General features: G+C 72.0%; 19 protein-coding genes, 3 tRNA genes and 1 pseudogene. 5 read left to right on the top strand and 18 right to left on the bottom strand.

All coding sequences use genetic code 11. From position 1 onward, the window contains the following. Positions 1 to 8: 8 nt before the first annotated feature. Positions 9 to 207, top strand: a pseudogene (locus ABZ576_RS17935) (epimerase); the annotation flags it as partial. A gap of 11 nt (positions 208 to 218) precedes the next feature. Here the strand turns inward: ABZ576_RS17935 and ABZ576_RS17930 are convergent. From ABZ576_RS17930 to ABZ576_RS17880, 11 genes are all read right to left on the bottom strand, one after another. Beyond that, a complete protein-coding gene (locus tag ABZ576_RS17930) occupies positions 219 to 1,304 on the bottom strand; it encodes a UDP-N-acetylmuramate dehydrogenase (protein ID WP_360741216.1) in 1,086 nt (361 codons plus the stop codon). A 263-nt stretch (positions 1,305 to 1,567) separates the two neighbouring features. Further along, on the bottom strand, positions 1,568 to 1,696 hold the full coding sequence (locus tag ABZ576_RS17925) for a hypothetical protein (RefSeq protein WP_360741214.1): 129 nt from the start codon (positions 1,694 to 1,696) through the stop codon (positions 1,568 to 1,570). 29 nt (positions 1,697 to 1,725) lie between these two features. Beyond that, on the bottom strand, positions 1,726 to 3,186 hold the full coding sequence (locus ABZ576_RS17920; protein WP_360741212.1) for a DHA2 family efflux MFS transporter permease subunit: 1,461 nt from the start codon (positions 3,184 to 3,186) through the stop codon (positions 1,726 to 1,728). 108 nt (positions 3,187 to 3,294) lie between these two features. After that, entirely contained in the window at positions 3,295 to 3,864 is a 570-nt protein-coding gene (locus ABZ576_RS17915) for a helix-turn-helix domain-containing protein (RefSeq protein ID WP_360741210.1), read from the bottom strand. An 88-nt stretch (positions 3,865 to 3,952) separates the two neighbouring features. Continuing rightward, positions 3,953 to 4,752 (bottom strand): IS5 family transposase gene (locus ABZ576_RS17910; RefSeq protein WP_360741549.1). Its coding sequence is split into 2 segments (ribosomal slippage): positions 3,953 to 4,414 and positions 4,417 to 4,752, totalling 798 coding nucleotides; the frame shifts between segments, so codons are not numbered across the junction. A 43-nt stretch (positions 4,753 to 4,795) separates the two neighbouring features. Continuing rightward, complete coding sequence (locus tag ABZ576_RS17905) at positions 4,796 to 5,050, bottom strand: DUF6332 family protein (protein WP_360741208.1); 255 nt, start codon at positions 5,048 to 5,050, stop codon at positions 4,796 to 4,798. Between the two features lie 146 nt (positions 5,051 to 5,196). After that, on the bottom strand, positions 5,197 to 5,625 hold the full coding sequence (locus tag ABZ576_RS17900) for a MaoC family dehydratase (protein WP_360741206.1): 429 nt from the start codon (positions 5,623 to 5,625) through the stop codon (positions 5,197 to 5,199). A gap of 7 nt (positions 5,626 to 5,632) precedes the next feature. Continuing rightward, positions 5,633 to 6,085, bottom strand: coding sequence for a MaoC family dehydratase N-terminal domain-containing protein (locus ABZ576_RS17895; protein ID WP_360741204.1), 453 nt, complete (start codon positions 6,083 to 6,085; stop codon positions 5,633 to 5,635). Positions 6,086 to 6,248: 163 nt separating this feature from the next. Next, the gene (gene rpmG, locus ABZ576_RS17890; RefSeq protein WP_003948671.1) at positions 6,249 to 6,413 is read right to left on the bottom strand and encodes a 50S ribosomal protein L33; all 165 of its coding nucleotides are present in this window, start codon (positions 6,411 to 6,413) and stop codon (positions 6,249 to 6,251) included. Between the two features lie 90 nt (positions 6,414 to 6,503). Further along, positions 6,504 to 6,576 (bottom strand) — tRNA-Met (locus ABZ576_RS17885). Between the two features lie 46 nt (positions 6,577 to 6,622). Then, positions 6,623 to 6,695: transfer RNA gene (locus tag ABZ576_RS17880), tRNA-Thr, on the bottom strand. 604 nt (positions 6,696 to 7,299) lie between these two features. Between ABZ576_RS17880 and ABZ576_RS17875 the strand changes: the two genes are divergently transcribed. Together ABZ576_RS17875 and ABZ576_RS17870 are read left to right on the top strand one after the other, a co-directional pair. Beyond that, the gene (locus ABZ576_RS17875; protein ID WP_360741202.1) at positions 7,300 to 8,574 is read left to right on the top strand and encodes a hydrolase; all 1,275 of its coding nucleotides are present in this window, start codon (positions 7,300 to 7,302) and stop codon (positions 8,572 to 8,574) included. Between the two features lie 228 nt (positions 8,575 to 8,802). Then, entirely contained in the window at positions 8,803 to 9,459 is a 657-nt protein-coding gene (locus tag ABZ576_RS17870; RefSeq protein ID WP_360741200.1) for an SDR family oxidoreductase, read from the top strand. A 123-nt stretch (positions 9,460 to 9,582) separates the two neighbouring features. On the opposite strand, the gene ABZ576_RS17865 is transcribed toward ABZ576_RS17870, so the two are convergent. The 4 genes from ABZ576_RS17865 to ABZ576_RS17850 form a co-directional block, all read right to left on the bottom strand. Further along, a complete protein-coding gene (locus ABZ576_RS17865) occupies positions 9,583 to 9,795 on the bottom strand; it encodes a hypothetical protein (protein ID WP_360741198.1) in 213 nt (70 codons plus the stop codon). A 63-nt stretch (positions 9,796 to 9,858) separates the two neighbouring features. Then, positions 9,859 to 10,083 (bottom strand): hypothetical protein, encoded by a 225-nt coding sequence (locus ABZ576_RS17860; protein ID WP_030747440.1) that lies wholly within the window; start codon positions 10,081 to 10,083, stop codon positions 9,859 to 9,861. Positions 10,084 to 10,127: 44 nt separating this feature from the next. Further along, the gene (locus tag ABZ576_RS17855) at positions 10,128 to 10,481 is read right to left on the bottom strand and encodes a DUF6233 domain-containing protein (protein WP_360741196.1); all 354 of its coding nucleotides are present in this window, start codon (positions 10,479 to 10,481) and stop codon (positions 10,128 to 10,130) included. Positions 10,482 to 10,715: 234 nt separating this feature from the next. Next, a tRNA-Tyr gene (locus ABZ576_RS17850) sits at positions 10,716 to 10,797 on the bottom strand. 225 nt (positions 10,798 to 11,022) lie between these two features. Here ABZ576_RS17850 and ABZ576_RS17845 point away from each other — a divergent pair. Beyond that, positions 11,023 to 11,511: a YajQ family cyclic di-GMP-binding protein gene (locus ABZ576_RS17845; protein WP_286064023.1), complete on the top strand. Its 489-nt coding sequence runs from the start codon at positions 11,023 to 11,025 to the stop codon at positions 11,509 to 11,511. Between the two features lie 93 nt (positions 11,512 to 11,604). Here the strand turns inward: ABZ576_RS17845 and ABZ576_RS17840 are convergent, their stop codons facing one another. After that, positions 11,605 to 11,871, bottom strand: a complete 267-nt coding sequence (locus ABZ576_RS17840) for a GlsB/YeaQ/YmgE family stress response membrane protein (RefSeq protein WP_360741194.1) — start codon at positions 11,869 to 11,871, stop codon at positions 11,605 to 11,607. A gap of 155 nt (positions 11,872 to 12,026) precedes the next feature. Between ABZ576_RS17840 and ABZ576_RS17835 the strand changes: the two genes are divergently transcribed. Next, positions 12,027 to 13,280 carry an amino acid permease gene (locus ABZ576_RS17835; RefSeq protein WP_360741192.1) on the top strand — a complete coding sequence of 418 codons (1,254 nt, stop codon included), beginning with the start codon at positions 12,027 to 12,029 and terminating at the stop codon, positions 13,278 to 13,280. Between the two features lie 109 nt (positions 13,281 to 13,389). Here the strand turns inward: ABZ576_RS17835 and ABZ576_RS17830 are convergent, their stop codons facing one another. Both ABZ576_RS17830 and htpX read right to left on the bottom strand, forming a co-directional pair. After that, complete coding sequence (locus tag ABZ576_RS17830) at positions 13,390 to 13,782, bottom strand: YccF domain-containing protein (RefSeq protein ID WP_360741190.1); 393 nt, start codon at positions 13,780 to 13,782, stop codon at positions 13,390 to 13,392. Next, positions 13,779 to 14,639 (bottom strand): zinc metalloprotease HtpX, encoded by an 861-nt coding sequence (gene htpX, locus ABZ576_RS17825; RefSeq protein WP_360741188.1) that lies wholly within the window; start codon positions 14,637 to 14,639, stop codon positions 13,779 to 13,781. The genes ABZ576_RS17830 and htpX overlap by 4 nt, the downstream gene beginning before the upstream one ends. Positions 14,640 to 14,691: the final 52 nt, after the last annotated feature.

Here is a 14,691-nt window from a genome sequence, read left to right as displayed (position 1 = left end):
GCGGGCGCGTACGGGCCCCGGCCCGGCCGGGCCTGACCGGAACCCGCCTGGAGGTCGTCCGAAGCGGTCCGGGCGCCCCCGGGGAACCGCGCACCGCCGTCCGGCCGGGACGCCGTCCTGACCGGCCTGGGCGCGCGCAGCCGCAAGGACGCCGGCGCCGCCACCCCGCTGCCCCGTACGGTGCTCGGCGCGATGGAGGCGGAGGGGCCCGCCGGCCGCTAGAGACTCACGCCAACGGTCACCGGCTCGTTGACCAGCGTGACGCCGAAGGCGTCGCGGACACCGGCGACCACCTCGCGGGCCAGGGCCAGCAGGTCTTCCGTGGTGGCACCGCCCCGGTTCGTGAGGGCGAGGGTGTGCTTGGTGGAGATGCGCACGGGGCCGGTGCCGTAGCCCTTGGTGAAGCCGGCCTTGTCGATCAGCCAGGCGGCGGACGTCTTCGTGCGGCCCTCCCCCGCCGGGTAGGCGGGCGGTTCGACGCCGTCGCCCAGCCGCTCGCGCACGCGCGCGTGGAACGCGGCGTACTGCTCCTCGGTGAGGATCGGATTGGTGAAGAAGGACCCGGCCGACCAGGTGTCGTGGTCCTCGGGGTCGAGCACCATGCCCTTGCCGGCGCGCAGCTTCAGCACGGTCTCGCGGGCGTCGGCCAGCGGCACCCGGTCCCCCGGCGCGACCCCGAGCGCGCGGGCCGCCTCGGCGTACTTGACCGGCGCCGACAGCCCGTCCGCGTCCTCCAGCTCGAAGCGGACCCGGAGCACGACATAGCGCGCGGGATCGGCCTTGAAGCGGCTGTGGCGGTAGGAGAAGGCGCACTCCTCGTTCGTCAGCGTGACGGTCTCGCCGGCCCGGCGGTCGTACGCGATCACCTCCGTGATCGTCGAGGAGACCTCCTGTCCGTACGCGCCGACGTTCTGGATCGGCGTGGCACCCGCGGAGCCGGGGATGCCGGCCAGGCACTCGATCCCGGCGAGCCCGGCCTCCACCGTGCGGGCGACGGCGTCGGTCCACACCTCGCCCGCCGCCAGCTCCAGGTTCGTGCCGCGCAGCTCGATCCCGCGCGTGGCGATGCGCAGGGCGGTGCCGTCGAAGCCCTTGTCGCCGATGACCAGGTTCGATCCGCCGCCGATCAGCAGCAGCGGGGTGCCGCTGTCGTCGGCCTCGCGGACGGCGGCGATCACCTCGGCGTCGGTCTCGGCGGTCACCAGCCGCGTCGCGGGACCGCCCAGCCGGAAGGTGGTCAGCGGGGCAAGGGGGGCGTCGTGGAGTACCTGCACGGGCCCAAGACTACGAGACGCCTCCGACACCGCCGCACCGCAGGAGCTGCGGCCGTCCGCACGCGCGCGTGCCGCCGTTGTCGTGTCCGGCGCCCCTTCCCCACCCCCGCCCCGCTCGTGCGACTCACCCCCTCCGCACACGCAGACGCGCCGCACCGCACACGCAGACGCGCCGCACCGCGCACGCACGCGCGCGTGGACCGCCGCAGGGCGAGGATCCACGCGCGCGATGCCCGGTGCCGCCGCCTACGGCCACGCGGGCGCCGTACCGGCTATTGGGGCCGCCGTACCGCCTACGTGAGGCGCCGTACCGCTTCCTCCCAGCTCACGGGCAGTTCGTCGGCGGTGGCCTGCCAGGCGAAGACGTGCACCTCGGCTCCTCGCGGCGGTGTGGCCGACATGGTCCAGGGAAGCGTGGGCATCGCGGGCTCCTTGCCGGGAAGGGCCGTGGTCAGCGGGCGGTGGTCCCGAGGAGTGGTGCGGGCGCCTCGCCGGTCGCCGCGACGGCCACGGCGGCAGCGCGGCGGGCGGGGATCACCAGGGCGGCGACCGCGGCGAGGGCGACCACCGCGGAGCCGGTGACGAGGGCCGGCCGCAGCCCGTCGACGAAGCTCTGCGCGGATGCGTAACCGCCCTGCGCGGAGAAGATCGACGACATGACGGCTATGCCGAGCGCGCCGCCCACCTCGCGCAGCGCGTTGTTGGCGCCGGAGGCGATGCCCTGCTCCTGTGGCAGGACGCTGGACATGACGAGGTTGGCGGCCGGCGCGAAGAACAGGGCCATGCCGACACCGCTGATCACCAGGGCGGGCAGCTGGACGGCGTAGGAGGCGTCCGTGGTGGCCACCGAGGCCATGTAGCCGAGGCCGACGGCCTGCAGGAACAGGCCCGCGGCGACGACCGGCCGGCCGCCGACACGGTCGGAGAGGATCCCGGCGACGGGCGCGATGAGCATCGGCATGCCGGTCCAGGGCAGCATCCTCAGGCCCGCCTCGGTCGGCGAGTAGCCGAGCACGCCCTGCATGTACTGGCTGAGCAGGAAGATCGAGCCGAACATCCCGACGAACATCAGCAGGCTTGCCGCGTTGATGCCCGAGAAGGCGCGGGAGCGGAACAGCCGCATGGGCAGCATCGGGTGGGCGGCCCGGGAGCTGTAGAGCACGAAGGCCGCGAGCAGTGCTCCGCCGGCGATCAGCGCGGTCAGGACCGTGGGGTCGCTCCAGCCGTCGGCGGGACCGCGGACCAGCCCGTACACGATGCCGAAGAGCCCGCCGCTGGCGAGCAGCGTGCCGGGTACGTCGAGCCGGGTGCCGGTGCCGTGGGACTCGGCCAGGCGCAGCCGGGCGAGCGGCAGCACGGCCACACCGAGCGGGACGTTCAGCCAGAAGATCCAGTGCCAGGAGACGTGCTCGGTGAGGCTGCCGCCGATCAGCGGTCCGGAGGCGACGGCGAGCCCGTTGACGGCGCCCCAGATGCCGTACACCATGCCGCGCCTGGCCGCGGGCACCGCGGCGGTCAGCAGGGTCAGGGTGAGCGGCATCATCACGGCCGCGCCGACGCCCTGGACCGCGCGGGCGGCGATCAGGGAGCCGATGCCGGGTGCCATGGCCGCGGCGGCGGAGGCCGCGGTGAAGACGGCGAGGCCGGCGATGAAGAGCCTGCGGCGTCCGAAGCGGTCGCCCAGCGCGGCGCCGGTCATCAGCAGGACGGCGAAGGTGAGCGTGTAGGCGCTGACGGTCCACTCCAGGTCGTCCAGCGCCCCGCCCAGGTCCTCGCGGATGGCGGGCAGGGCGGTGGTGACCACGAGGTTGTCCAGGGCCGCCATGAAGCCGGCGACGCTCGTGATGACGAGGGCCCACACGGCCCCCGCCCGCGATGTGGTGGTGCTCGGTCCTGCTGTCGTCCGTGACATCGCTCCCCCAGAGCCGATCTCGGTTAGTTATTGCTGACTAACTTTTAGGGACATGAAGAGACGCGGACCCTCCGCGCTCCTCTTGCTTCCGCCGCCCGGTGACCCGGGTTACTTCTCCAGCCGCCCGGTGATCCGGGCCGAGGGGTACATCCCCTGCCACACCCGGTGCTCGGGCGGGAAGCCCATGGCCGCGAGCGTGTTGATGAGCATCCCGTACGCCAGGAAGGTCGTCGTCTCGTTGTCGTCGGCACCCAGCGGCAGGTGCACGGTGTCCCACAGCCGCATCCAGGCGGCGCGTACGGCCGTGCCGAACTCGTGGTCGCCCTCCGCCTCGGCGGCCGCGACCGTGATGTACGTCTGCATCTGCATCTGGAGCTTCTCGGGATGCTCCGTGATCAGCCGCACATAGGCGTTCGCCATGGCGTGCAGGGCCTCCTCTCCGTGCAGCCCGTCGGCCGCCTCCGCGAAGACCCGGCAGGTGTCCTCCACGCACCGCAGCGACGCGGCGGCGAAGATCGCCTTCTTGCCCGGGAAGAGCCGGAAGAGGTAGGGCTGCGAGACGCCCACGCGCTTGGCGATCACCTCGGTGGAGGTGCCGTAGTAGCCCTTCCGGGCGAACTCGGCGATCGCCGCGCGGATGACGCTCTCCCGCCGCTCCTCTGCGCTCATCCTGACCATACCGAGAAGTTAGTACTCAATCACTAACCTAGTCAAGGACGACCGGGTGCCCGCGCGTGCGTAAGGGGCGCCCGCCTTAGAAGTCATCTCATTTGGTGAGCCTGCGGTAGCAGATGAGGGTGCAGGCGATGCTCGTGAAGGCGAGGAAGTGCTCGGCTTTGCGCTCGTAGCGGCGGTGGAGTCGGCGGCAGCCGGCGAGCCAGGCCATGGTGCGTTCGATGGTCCAACGGTGTCGTCCGAGTCGCTGTGAGGTCTCGACGCCCTTGCGCGCGATGCGGTGCTGGATGCCTCGCTGTGTAAGCCATTGCCGCAGGTGGTGGTAGTCGTAGCCCTTGTCGGCATGTAGCTTGGCGGGCCTTCGTCGGCGAGGGCCGCGGCGGGACCGGATCGGAGGGACGCCCTTCACGAGCGGAATCAGGGCCTGGCTGTCGTGAACGTTGGCGCCGGAGATGCCGACGGACAGGGGCAGACCGGTCCGCTCGGTGATCAGATGGATCTTCGAGCCGTACTTGCCTCGGTCGACAGGATTCGGACCTGTCAGATCCCCCTTTTCACGGCCCGCATGTTCACCGAGTCGATCGCGCATCGCGACCAGTCCAGGTCACCGCGGGCACCGAGTTCGTCGAGGACCAGACGGTGGAGTCTGGCCCACACCCTGGCCTTCGTCCACTCGGCGAACCGACGGTGCGCCGTCGCGCCGGATGGCCCGAACGACGCCGCGGGAAGCTGCTGCCACGTGCAGCCCGAAGTCGCCACGAACAGGACTGCGGCCAGGACCTCGCGGTCGCCGTGGCGACGCCGGCCACCGCCCTGCGGCCGCGACGGCGCCTCTGGCACCACCCGCTGGAACAGCTCCCACAGCTCATCTGGCACCAGCCGCTCAACGATCCCCACGCCGGGAGGCTACCGACCGCAAAGGAAAGGCCCGTAGTCAGTGGCCCATTCGGCGCTGCTCGTCGAATCGAAGCAGCACCCGTACCAGACGCCACACTCCGGCCACCGCTCCGAGCAGTGCGCCCCCCACCAACACGCCTCTCTCTGCTGAACCAGAGAGGTCAAGGGCCAGGGCGAGAGTCCAAGCGACGGCAAAGATCACCCCAGCCAGCACGGCGGCAGTCACCAGAGCAAAAACGATCTCCACCGTCATTGCGTCCTTTTCCCACCGCGACTCACGCCCCATGTCCATGCTGCAAGTCTCACATCGCGGTCAAGTCACCGCGCCTGCGGCTGACCGCTGGCTCTCACGGGCAGCTCGATCACCAAATGAGATGACTTCTTAGCGGAGCGCCCCTTACAACCGGCCGCTGCCGGGTCAGCCGTAGGACGTGGCCGTCAGGCCAGCCGTACGACCGCCCGGGACATGCCCAGCACCTTCTGGCCGCCGCTCGTCGCCGTCAGGTCGACGCGCACGGTGTTGTCGTCCAGCTTGGCCGCGACCTTGCCGCCGACCTCGATGACCGCGCCCTGGCCGTCGTTGGGCACCACGACGGGCTTGGTGAAACGGACGCCGTACTCCACGACCGCGCCGGGATCCCCGGTCCAGTCGGTGACCACGCGGATCGCCTCGGCCATGGTGAACATGCCGTGCGCGATGACGTCCGGCAGGCCCACCTCCTTGGCGAACTTCTCGTTCCAGTGGATGGGGTTGAAGTCCCCGGAGGCACCCGCGTAGCGCACGAGCGTGGCGCGGGTCACGGGGAAGGTCTGCGCCGGCAGCTCGGTGCCGACCTCGACGTCGTCGTACGCGATCTTCGCCGTCATCGGGCCCTCACGCCTCCTCGGCCGCACGGGCCACGAGCTTCGTCATGGCGGTCACGACGCGCTCGCCGGCCTCGTCGTACACCTCGCCGCGGATGTCCAGGATGTCGTTGCCCGCGAGGGACTTGACGCTCTCGATCGTGGAGGTGACCGAGAGCCGGTCGCCGGCGCGCACGGGGCGGGCGTAGGAGAACTTCTGGTCGCCGTGCACCACGCGGCTGTAGTCCAGCCCCAGCTGCGGGTCCTCGATGACCTGTCCGGCGGCCCGGAAGGTGATGGAGAACACAAAGGTCGGCGGGGCGATCACATCGGAATAACCGAGCGCCTTGGCGGCCTCGGGGTCCGTGTACACCGGGTTGGTCTCGCCCACCGCCTCGGCGAACTCGCGGATCTTCTCCCGGCCCACCTCATAGGGCGCGGTGGGCGGGTAGGTCCGTCCCACGAAGGACTGGTCGAGCGCCATGGCCCGGCACCTCCTGATGTCTGCTGTGATGGCCCCAAATTAGCCGGAAACCAGGCCCGGAATGCGCGGCGGCGGGACGGCGGGGGCGGAGTGGGCGCGAAGTCGCTGGAAAACGCCGTGAGGCCGCCCCCTCGGAAGGGGACGGCCTCGCGGACGAGCCTGATTATCGCGTTTCGCGGTGCGCGGTGTGCGCGTTGCAACGCGGGCAGTGCTTCTTCATCTCAAGACGGTCCGGGTTGTTACGCCGGTTCTTCTTGGTGATGTAGTTCCGCTCCTTGCACTCCACGCAGGCCAGCGTGATCTTCGGGCGGACGTCGGTGGCAGCCACGTGAGTGCTCCTATGCCGAACGGATGGACTGATTTAACGCAAGAAAGAGTAGCCGATCGAAGGACCGACCCCACAATCGGCTACTGTCAGTAGCGGTGACCGGACTTGAACCGGTGACACAGCGATTATGAGCCGCTTGCTCTACCGACTGAGCTACACCGCTTTGATGAGATCGGCCCCCGCCTTGCGGCGGGAACCTCTCACACCAGAGCCCCAAAACGGAATCGAACCGTTGACCTTCTCCTTACCATGGAGACGCTCTGCCGACTGAGCTATTGGGGCGAGCGATGAAGACATTACACGGTCCGCCGCCGTTCACCCAAATCCGTATCCCGACGCCCGGCCCGTCCCTGCGCGAGGCGCTCTCACGGGCCCCCTGAGCCCCGTGCGGCGCGGCTGCGCGAATCGCCGGACACCGGCCGTCACGCGCGCGTGCCGCCCGTGCGTTCCGGGGTGTGCCGTGTGTGGGGCCCGCACGTGAGCGATGCGTGTGCCGTGTGTGGGGCCTGCACGTGAGCGATGCGTGTGCCGTGTGTCTCCCGGCCAGTCGGCCAGTGCCCGGAGTGCCGAAGTGGCCGCACGCGCGCGTGGGCGCCGCACAGCGTCGTACGGCGTTTCCGGCGTCGTACGGCGTTTCCGGCGTCGTACGGCGTTTCCGGCGTCGTACGGCGTTTCCGGCGTCGTCCGGCAGGGCGACGGCCACGCGGGTGGGCGACGCGTGTACTCCCTGGGGCGGACCACGCCGGTACGACTATTGCGCTCCTGCGCGACCCGCGCGGCTCGCCACCCTAGGCTCGACTCACTCTGCGTGATCTTGGGGCGTGCACATGGCCCCGTCCCTCATGCCGGCCCCCACCGAGCCCCCGGCCCCCACTCCTGGAGCGCGATGCCCGACAGCCAGCCGCAGCCGCACCCACCGTCGGACCCGCCGAACTCGTCGGGGTCCTCGGGGCCGTCCGACTCGGCCGCCCTCCTGCTCTGCGGGGCGCGGCTCACCGACGGCCGGACCGTGGACGTACGGCTGGTCGGCGGGCGCATCGAGGCCGTGGGCACCAGCGGCAGTCTCGCGACGGGCCCGGCCCGGACGAGCGCCACGCGCGTGGACCTGAGCGGCTACCTGCTCCTGCCGGCCCCGGCCGAGCCGCACGCCCACGGGGACACCGCCCTGTCCGCCGAGAGCCCCGGCCCGGCGTCGTACGCCCCGGAGGACGTGCAGCGCCGGGCCACGGAGGCGGTCCTGCTCCAGCTCGGGCACGGGGCGACGGCGGTACGCGCGCACGTGCGCGTAGGCGACGTCCAGGGGCTCGGCGCGCTCGGCGCGGTCCTCCAGGCGCGGCGGTCGCTGCGGGGACTGGCGGAGCTGACGGCGGTCGCGATGCCGCGGCTGCTGACCGGGGCGGCCGGGGCCGACGGGCTGGCCATGCTGCGGGACGCGCTGAAGATGGGTGCCTCCGTCGTGGGCGGCTGCCCGGACCTGGACCCGGATCCCACCGGCTACGTGGAGGCGGTCCTGGAGGTGGCCTCCGAGCACGGCTGCCCGGTGGACCTGCACACGGACGCCGCGGACCCGGCCCGGTTGTCCCGGCTCGCGGCCATGGCGGGCGGCTTGCGCCCCGGCGTGACGATCGGGCCGTGCGCCGGCCTGGGGCGCCTGCCCGCCGGTGCCGCCTCCCGTGTCGCCGACCAGCTCGCGGCGGCCGGTGTCACGGTGGTCTGCCTGCCCCAGGGCGACTGCGGGGGCGCCGACCGGAGGGGCACGGCCCCGGCACGGCTGCTGCGCGCGGCCGGGGTGCGGGTGGCGGCCGGCAGCGGCGCCCTGCGCGACGTCTCCAACCCCGTCGGCCGCGGCGACCCGCTGGAGGCCGCCTACCTCCTCGCCTCCGCCCACGGGCTGCGCCCGGAGGACGCCTACGACGCCGTCTCGGCCTCGGCGCGCGCGGTGCTGGGCCTTCCCGAGGTCCGCGTGGAGGCCGGCTTCCCCGCCGAGCTGCTGGCCGTACGCGGCGACCATCTGGCCGGTGCGCTCTCGCTGGCCTACAGCCGGATCGTGGTCCACCGGGGCCGGGTGGTGGCCCGCACGAGTGCGGTGCGCGAGTACTGCAACTCGGCGGTGGCGGCGGAGCTCGGGCTGCCGAGACAGGGGCGCGGGGAGCTGTCGTGAGTGCGGCCTGAGCGTGGGGGGGGGTGGGCGCGGAGGCGGTGCAGCTCCGGAGCGTGAGGGCGTGTGGTTGCGGAGCTCGGGGCGGTGCGATTGCGCAGCCGGGGCGGTGCGGTTCCGAAGTGGTCGAAAGCGCGCCGGGCGCGTGTCGGTGAGGGTGCGCTCGGCGCCCATGGACGCGCCGGTTAACTCGTGCGGCGGATGCGCCTCGTCGGGCGTACGGTCGAAATCATGCGCATTGTCATCGCTGGTGGTCATGGTCAGATCGCGCTGCGGCTGGAGCGCCTGCTCTCCGCGCGCGGGGACGAGGTGGCGGGCATCATCCGCAAGCCCGAACAGGGCGACGATCTGCGGGCGGCCGGTGCCGAACCGGTGCTGCTCGACCTGGAGTCCGCCTCGGTGGAGGAAGTCGCGGCGTACCTCCAGGGCGCGGACGCCGCGGTCTTCGCGGCCGGCGCCGGCCCGGGCAGCGGTGCCGCACGCAAGGACACGGTGGACCGGGGTGCGGCGGTGCTGTTCGCGGACGCGGCCGTACGCACGCGCGTGCGTCGCCTCCTGGTGGTGTCCTCCATGGGCGCGGATCCCGCGCACCAGGGGGACGACGTCTTCGACGCGTACCTGCGCGCCAAGGGCGAGGCCGACGCGTACGTCACCCGCCAGGAGGCGCTGGACTGGACGATCGTGCGCCCGGGTGCTCTGACGGACGACGCGGGTACCGGCCTGGTCCGCCTGGAGGCGCACACCGGGCGCGGTTCCGTCCCGCGGGACGACGTGGCGACCGTCCTGGCGGAGCTGGTGGACACGCCGGCGACGGCCGGTCTCACGCTGGAGCTGATCAGCGGTTCGACGCCGGTGTCGGTGGCGGTCAAGTCGGTGGCCGGGAACTGAGTCCGGTCGCCTGCCGCTGCGCGGTCGGGCCTGCCGGGACGGTCGGGCCCTGCCGGGACGGTCGGGCCCTGCCGGGGCTGTCGGGCCTGCCGTCAGCGCGCACCGCGGCGGGCCCGTCGGCGCTCAGAACAGCGGCAGCTGTCCGGGGAAGTCCGGGACGACGTACCCGTCCAACGTCGGCTGGGCGGCCCCGAGAAGCGCCTGACGCCGCGACCCGGCGCAGGAGACGAGTTCCTCGCTCTCCCGCGCCCCGGGCGGGTCGTGGCGCGCGAAGCGGCCCGCCACGACGGCGATGTCGCGGCGGCACACGGGGCAGGTTCTGCGTCGGGAGGCCATGCCGTCAGTGTGCCCCCGACGTCCTGGCCGTGTGCCCGCGCCGGGGTTGGCCCTGCGGCACCGTCACGTCCTGGTCTCCGCTTCCCAGCGGTCGGGTCCCACTCCGCGCCAGTCGATCAGCGGGGAGTCGGCCACCTCCTCGGGCTCGATCTCCAGGCCCGCCCGGCGCAGGAACTCCACCAGGTCCCGCACGCTGTGCGCGAGGCCGAGGATCTCGCCGTCCACCCGGACCCGGCGGCCGCCGGTCGGGGACGGCAGGTGCACGATGATCGGACGTTTCCCGGCCATGGCTCCAGCATCTTCCGGACCGGCCGGGTCCGCACCCGGGCCGGTCATTCGAGAATTCCCAGTACGGTGTCCGGCCGGCACAGCGGGCATGCCGGGACACCTGCTTCGGTGAGGGCCCGTACCGCCTGGTCCCGGTCGACGCCCTTGGCCCGTCCGCCGGCGCTCGCACAGCCGCCGACGTGGACGTACACCGCGCTCCGGCCGTTCAGACCGCGCTCGATGGCCCACTCCGGATCGTTCTGCCGCAGGGCGAGACGGTGCCGCCGTTCGGCCTCCCGGCGCTCCTCGTCGGCGATCCACCGGTCCATCAACGCGAGCTGCCTGGCAGCTTGGTGTTCGACGACGCGGCGGGCGAAGCGCAGCATGTCGAGACGCGTCAGCGGACGGTCCTCGTTCACACGTTCGATTCTACGGGTGTGCGCCGGAAGCGCGCGCAGCGGGACGCCACTGCTCGGAGTCGGCACAGACGGCGGAGGCGGCACAGACGGCGGAGGCGGCACAGTCGGCACAGTCGGCGAATCGGGGTGCCAGGGCGGCGATACCCGGCCCGGGACGGCCGGCTGATCGCGCGCGGATACGACAAAGGCCCCGTGACCTGCTTTTCAACAGATCACAGGGCCTTTGCTCCCGTGTGGCGGCGCCAGGATTCGAACCTGGGAAGGCTGAGCCGGCAGATTTACAGTCTGCTCCCTTTGGCCGCTCGGGCACACCGCCGGGTTTTGCCGCCGTTCGAACCCGCTTTCGCGGTGCTCTCCGGCAACGACGTAAACAATACCCGATACGGAGGGGTGCTTCGCCACCCGATTGATCTCCACCCCACCACTCCCGAGGTGGCTAGGCTGGTGCGGATGCGGCCCGGTGCTCCACCGGGCCCGGCGGTCGCCGCCGCGCACGCCGGCACGCACCCGATACGCACCCCGATACAAGGAGCCACAGGACATGGCCGACTCCAGTTTCGACATCGTCTCGAAGGTCGAGCGGCAGGAGGTCGACAACGCCCTCAACCAGGCCGCCAAGGAGATCTCGCAGCGCTACGACTTCAAGGGCGTGGGCGCCTCGATCTCGTGGTCCGGTGACAAGATCCTCATGGAGGCGAACTCCGAGGACCGGGTGAAGGCCGTCCTCGACGTCTTCCAGTCCAAGCTGATCAAGCGCGGCATCTCGCTGAAGGCGCTGGACGCGGGCGAGCCGCAGCTCTCCGGCAAGGAGTACAAGATCTTCGCGTCGATCGAGGAGGGCATCTCCCAGGAGAACGCCAAGAAGGTGGCGAAGATCATCCGTGACGAGGGCCCCAAGGGCGTGAAGGCCCAGGTCCAGGGTGACGAACTGCGGGTCAGCTCCAAGAGCCGCGACGACCTCCAGGCCGTCATCTCCCTGCTCAAGGGCAAGGACTTCGACTTCGCGCTCCAGTTCGTGAACTACCGGTGACGCTCCGGTCCGTGAGCCTGCGGTGAGCCGAGAAGGGCGGGCGCCCGGTGGTGCCCGCCCTTCGGCCCGCCCTTCCCCGCTGCCGTGCCGCGCTCAGTCGCGTGAGTTGCCGAACAGGATGCGGTAGGCGATCAGCAGCACCAGGGAGCCCCCGACGGCCGCGGCCCAGGTCGCGCCGTCGTAGAAGTCCTTCGTCACCGGGTGGTCCAGCCAGCGGGCCGATATCCAGCCGCCGATGAACGCGCCCGCGATGCCGATGAAGGTCGTACCGATGAAGCCGCCGGGGTCGCGTCCCGGCAGCAGGACCTTGGCGATGGCCCCGGCCAGCAGTCCCAGGATGATCCAACCGATGATGCCCATGCCGTGAACCTGCCCTTCCGCGCTGTGCCCGCACTGGCAGGGCCCTGAGGGCCGGGTGAGAACCCGCAGTGCGTCCCGCGCGTGTTCGTGCCGTGTCGATGAAGAAGACGTCACGGGTCCGTCCGCCGGTTGCCGCGCTCAGTAGGGTGCGGCCCATGACACGTACGGATGCCGGTCTGCGGCGCACTCTGGGTGTGGGGGACGCCGTCGTCGTCGGCCTGGGCTCGATGATCGGGGCGGGCGTCTTCTCGGCTCTGGGGCCGGCCGCGCGCGCGGCCGGGTCCGCACTCCTGCCGGGGCTGGGCCTCGCCGCCCTGGTGGCCTACTGCAACGCCATGTCCTCCGCCCGCCTCGCCGCCCGCTATCCGGCCTCCGGCGGGACCTACGTGTACGGCAGGGAGCGGCTGGGCGCCTTCTGGGGCTACCTGGCCGGCTGGGCCTTCGTGGTCGGCAAGACGGCCTCCTGCGCGGCCATGGCGCTCACCGTGGGCGCGTACGTCTGGCCGGGGCAGGCGCACGCGGTGGCGGTCGCGGCCGTGGTGGCCCTGACCGCCGTGAACTACGGCGGGATCCAGAAGTCGGCGTGGGTGACGCGGGTGATCGTCGCCGTCGTGCTGGCCGTTCTCGCGGCCGTCGTCGTGGTGTGCCTGACCTCGGGGCGGGCCGCGGCGGGACGGCTGGACGTCGGCCTGTCCTCGGGTGCCGGCGGGGTGCTCCAGGCGGCCGGGCTGCTGTTCTTCGCCTTCGCCGGGTACGCGCGGATCGCCACTCTCGGGGAGGAGGTGCGCGACCCGGAGCGCACTATTCCGCGAGCTGTTCCGCTGGCCCTGGGCATCACCCTCGTGACGTACACGTGCGTGGCCGTCGCCGTGCTCTCCGTCCTCGGCGCGGACCGGCTGGGGCACGCGACGGCGCCGCTGGCCGACGCGGTGCGCGCGGCCGGGGCGCCGGGGTTCGTCCCGGTGGTGCGCGCCGGGGCGGCGGTGGCCGCGCTGGGCTCGCTGCTCGCGCTGATCCTGGGTGTCTCCCGTACGACGCTCGCCATGGCCCGGGACGGGCACCTGCCGGCCCCGCTGGCGTCCGTTCACCCGCGCTTCCGGGTGCCGCACCGGGCCGAGCTCGCCGTGGGTGCGGTGGTCGCCGTCCTGGCCGCCACGGTGGACGTGCGCGGCGCGATCGGCTTCTCTTCCTTCGGCGTGCTGGCCTACTACGCCGTCGCCAACGCCTCGGCCTGGACGCTGAGCCCGGCCCCGCTGTCCCGCGTGGTGCCCGCGGTGGGTCTGCTGGGCTGCGCCACGCTGGCGTTCGCGCTGCCCGGGGCCTCGGTGGCGGCCGGTGCGGGTGTGCTCGCGGCCGGCGTGGCCGTCTACGGCGTACGACGGTGGTGGGCGGCCCGGCGCGCGGTGTGACGCCGTCGCCGGACCCGCTTCGCGCACGGCACCGGCGCGGCGTACGGCACCGGCGCGGCATACGGTGCCGGCTCCGCTGTCGGCGCCGGCTCCGCTGTCGGCGGCTGGTTCAGCGGGTCGCGAACGGCTGGTCGATGCGGACGATCTCGCGGCCCAGCGGCAGCAGGGAGACCGGGATCAACTTGAAGTTGGCGATGCCGAACGGGATGCCGATGATCGTGACGCACAGGGCGATGCCGGTGACGATGTGGGCGAGCGCCAGCCACCAGCCGGCCAGCACCAGCCACAGGACGTTGCCGATGCAGGAAGGGGCGCCCGCGTCACGCCGCTCGACTGTGGTGTACCCGAACGGCCAGAGGGCGTAGATCCCGATGCGGAACGCGGCCACCCCGAACGGGATGCCGATGACCGTGATGCAGAGCAGGACGCCGGCCAGCAGGTAGCCGAGGAACAGCCAGAACCCGCTCAGGACGAGCCAGATCACGTTGAGGACGGTCTTCACGGGCGGCCTGCCATCTTCTCGAGTCGGGCGATGCGCTCCGCCATCGGCGGGTGCGTGGAGAACATCCTGGACAGGCCCTGGCCCGCGCGGAAGGGATTGGCGATCATCATGTGGCTCGCCGTCTCGATCCGGGGCTCAGGGGGCAGCGGCAGCTGCCGGGTGCCCGCCTCCAGCTTGCGCAGGGCGCCGGCGAGGGCGAGGGGGTCGCCGGTGAGCTGGGCGCCCGAGGCGTCCGCCTCGTACTCCCGGGAGCGGCTGATGGCCAGCTGGATGAGGGAGGCGGCGAGCGGGCCCAGGATCATGATCAGGAGCATGCCGAGCAGGCCGGGGCCGTCGTCGTCGTCCGAGCGCCCGATCGGGATGAGCCAGGCGAAGTTCACCAGGAACATGATCACCGAGGCGAGTGCGCCGGCCACCGAGGAGATGAGGATGTCGCGGTTGTAGACATGGCTCAGCTCGTGGCCGATGACGCCGCGCAGCTCGCGCTCGTCCAGCAGGCGCAGGATGCCCTCGGTGCAGCAGACGGCGGCGTTGCGCGGGTTGCGGCCCGTGGCGAAGGCGTTGGGGGCCTCCGTGGGCGAGATGTAGAGCCGGGGCATGGGCTGGCGGGCCTGCGTGGACAGCTCGCGCACCATCCGGTACAGCGCCGGGGCCTCGAACTCGCTGACCGGGCGGGCGCGCATCGCGCGCAGTGCCAGCTTGTCGCTGTTCCAGTACGCGTAGGCGTTCGTGCCCAGCGCGATGAAGACCGCCGCGATCAGTCCCGTCCGGCCGAAGAAGCTGCCGATGACGATGATGAGTGCGGACAGCCCCCCGAGGAGTACTGCGGTCCTCAGCCCGTTGTGCCGGCGGTGCACGGTACGCCCTCCAAGTCGTGCAGCAGGGGAACCCTTTGGTCCAGTGGACCCT

This window comes from Streptomyces sp. NPDC013455, from assembly GCF_040632975.1.
Classification (GTDB): domain Bacteria; phylum Actinomycetota; class Actinomycetes; order Streptomycetales; family Streptomycetaceae; genus Streptomyces.
This window is presented reverse-complemented; position numbering and strand designations above follow the sequence as displayed.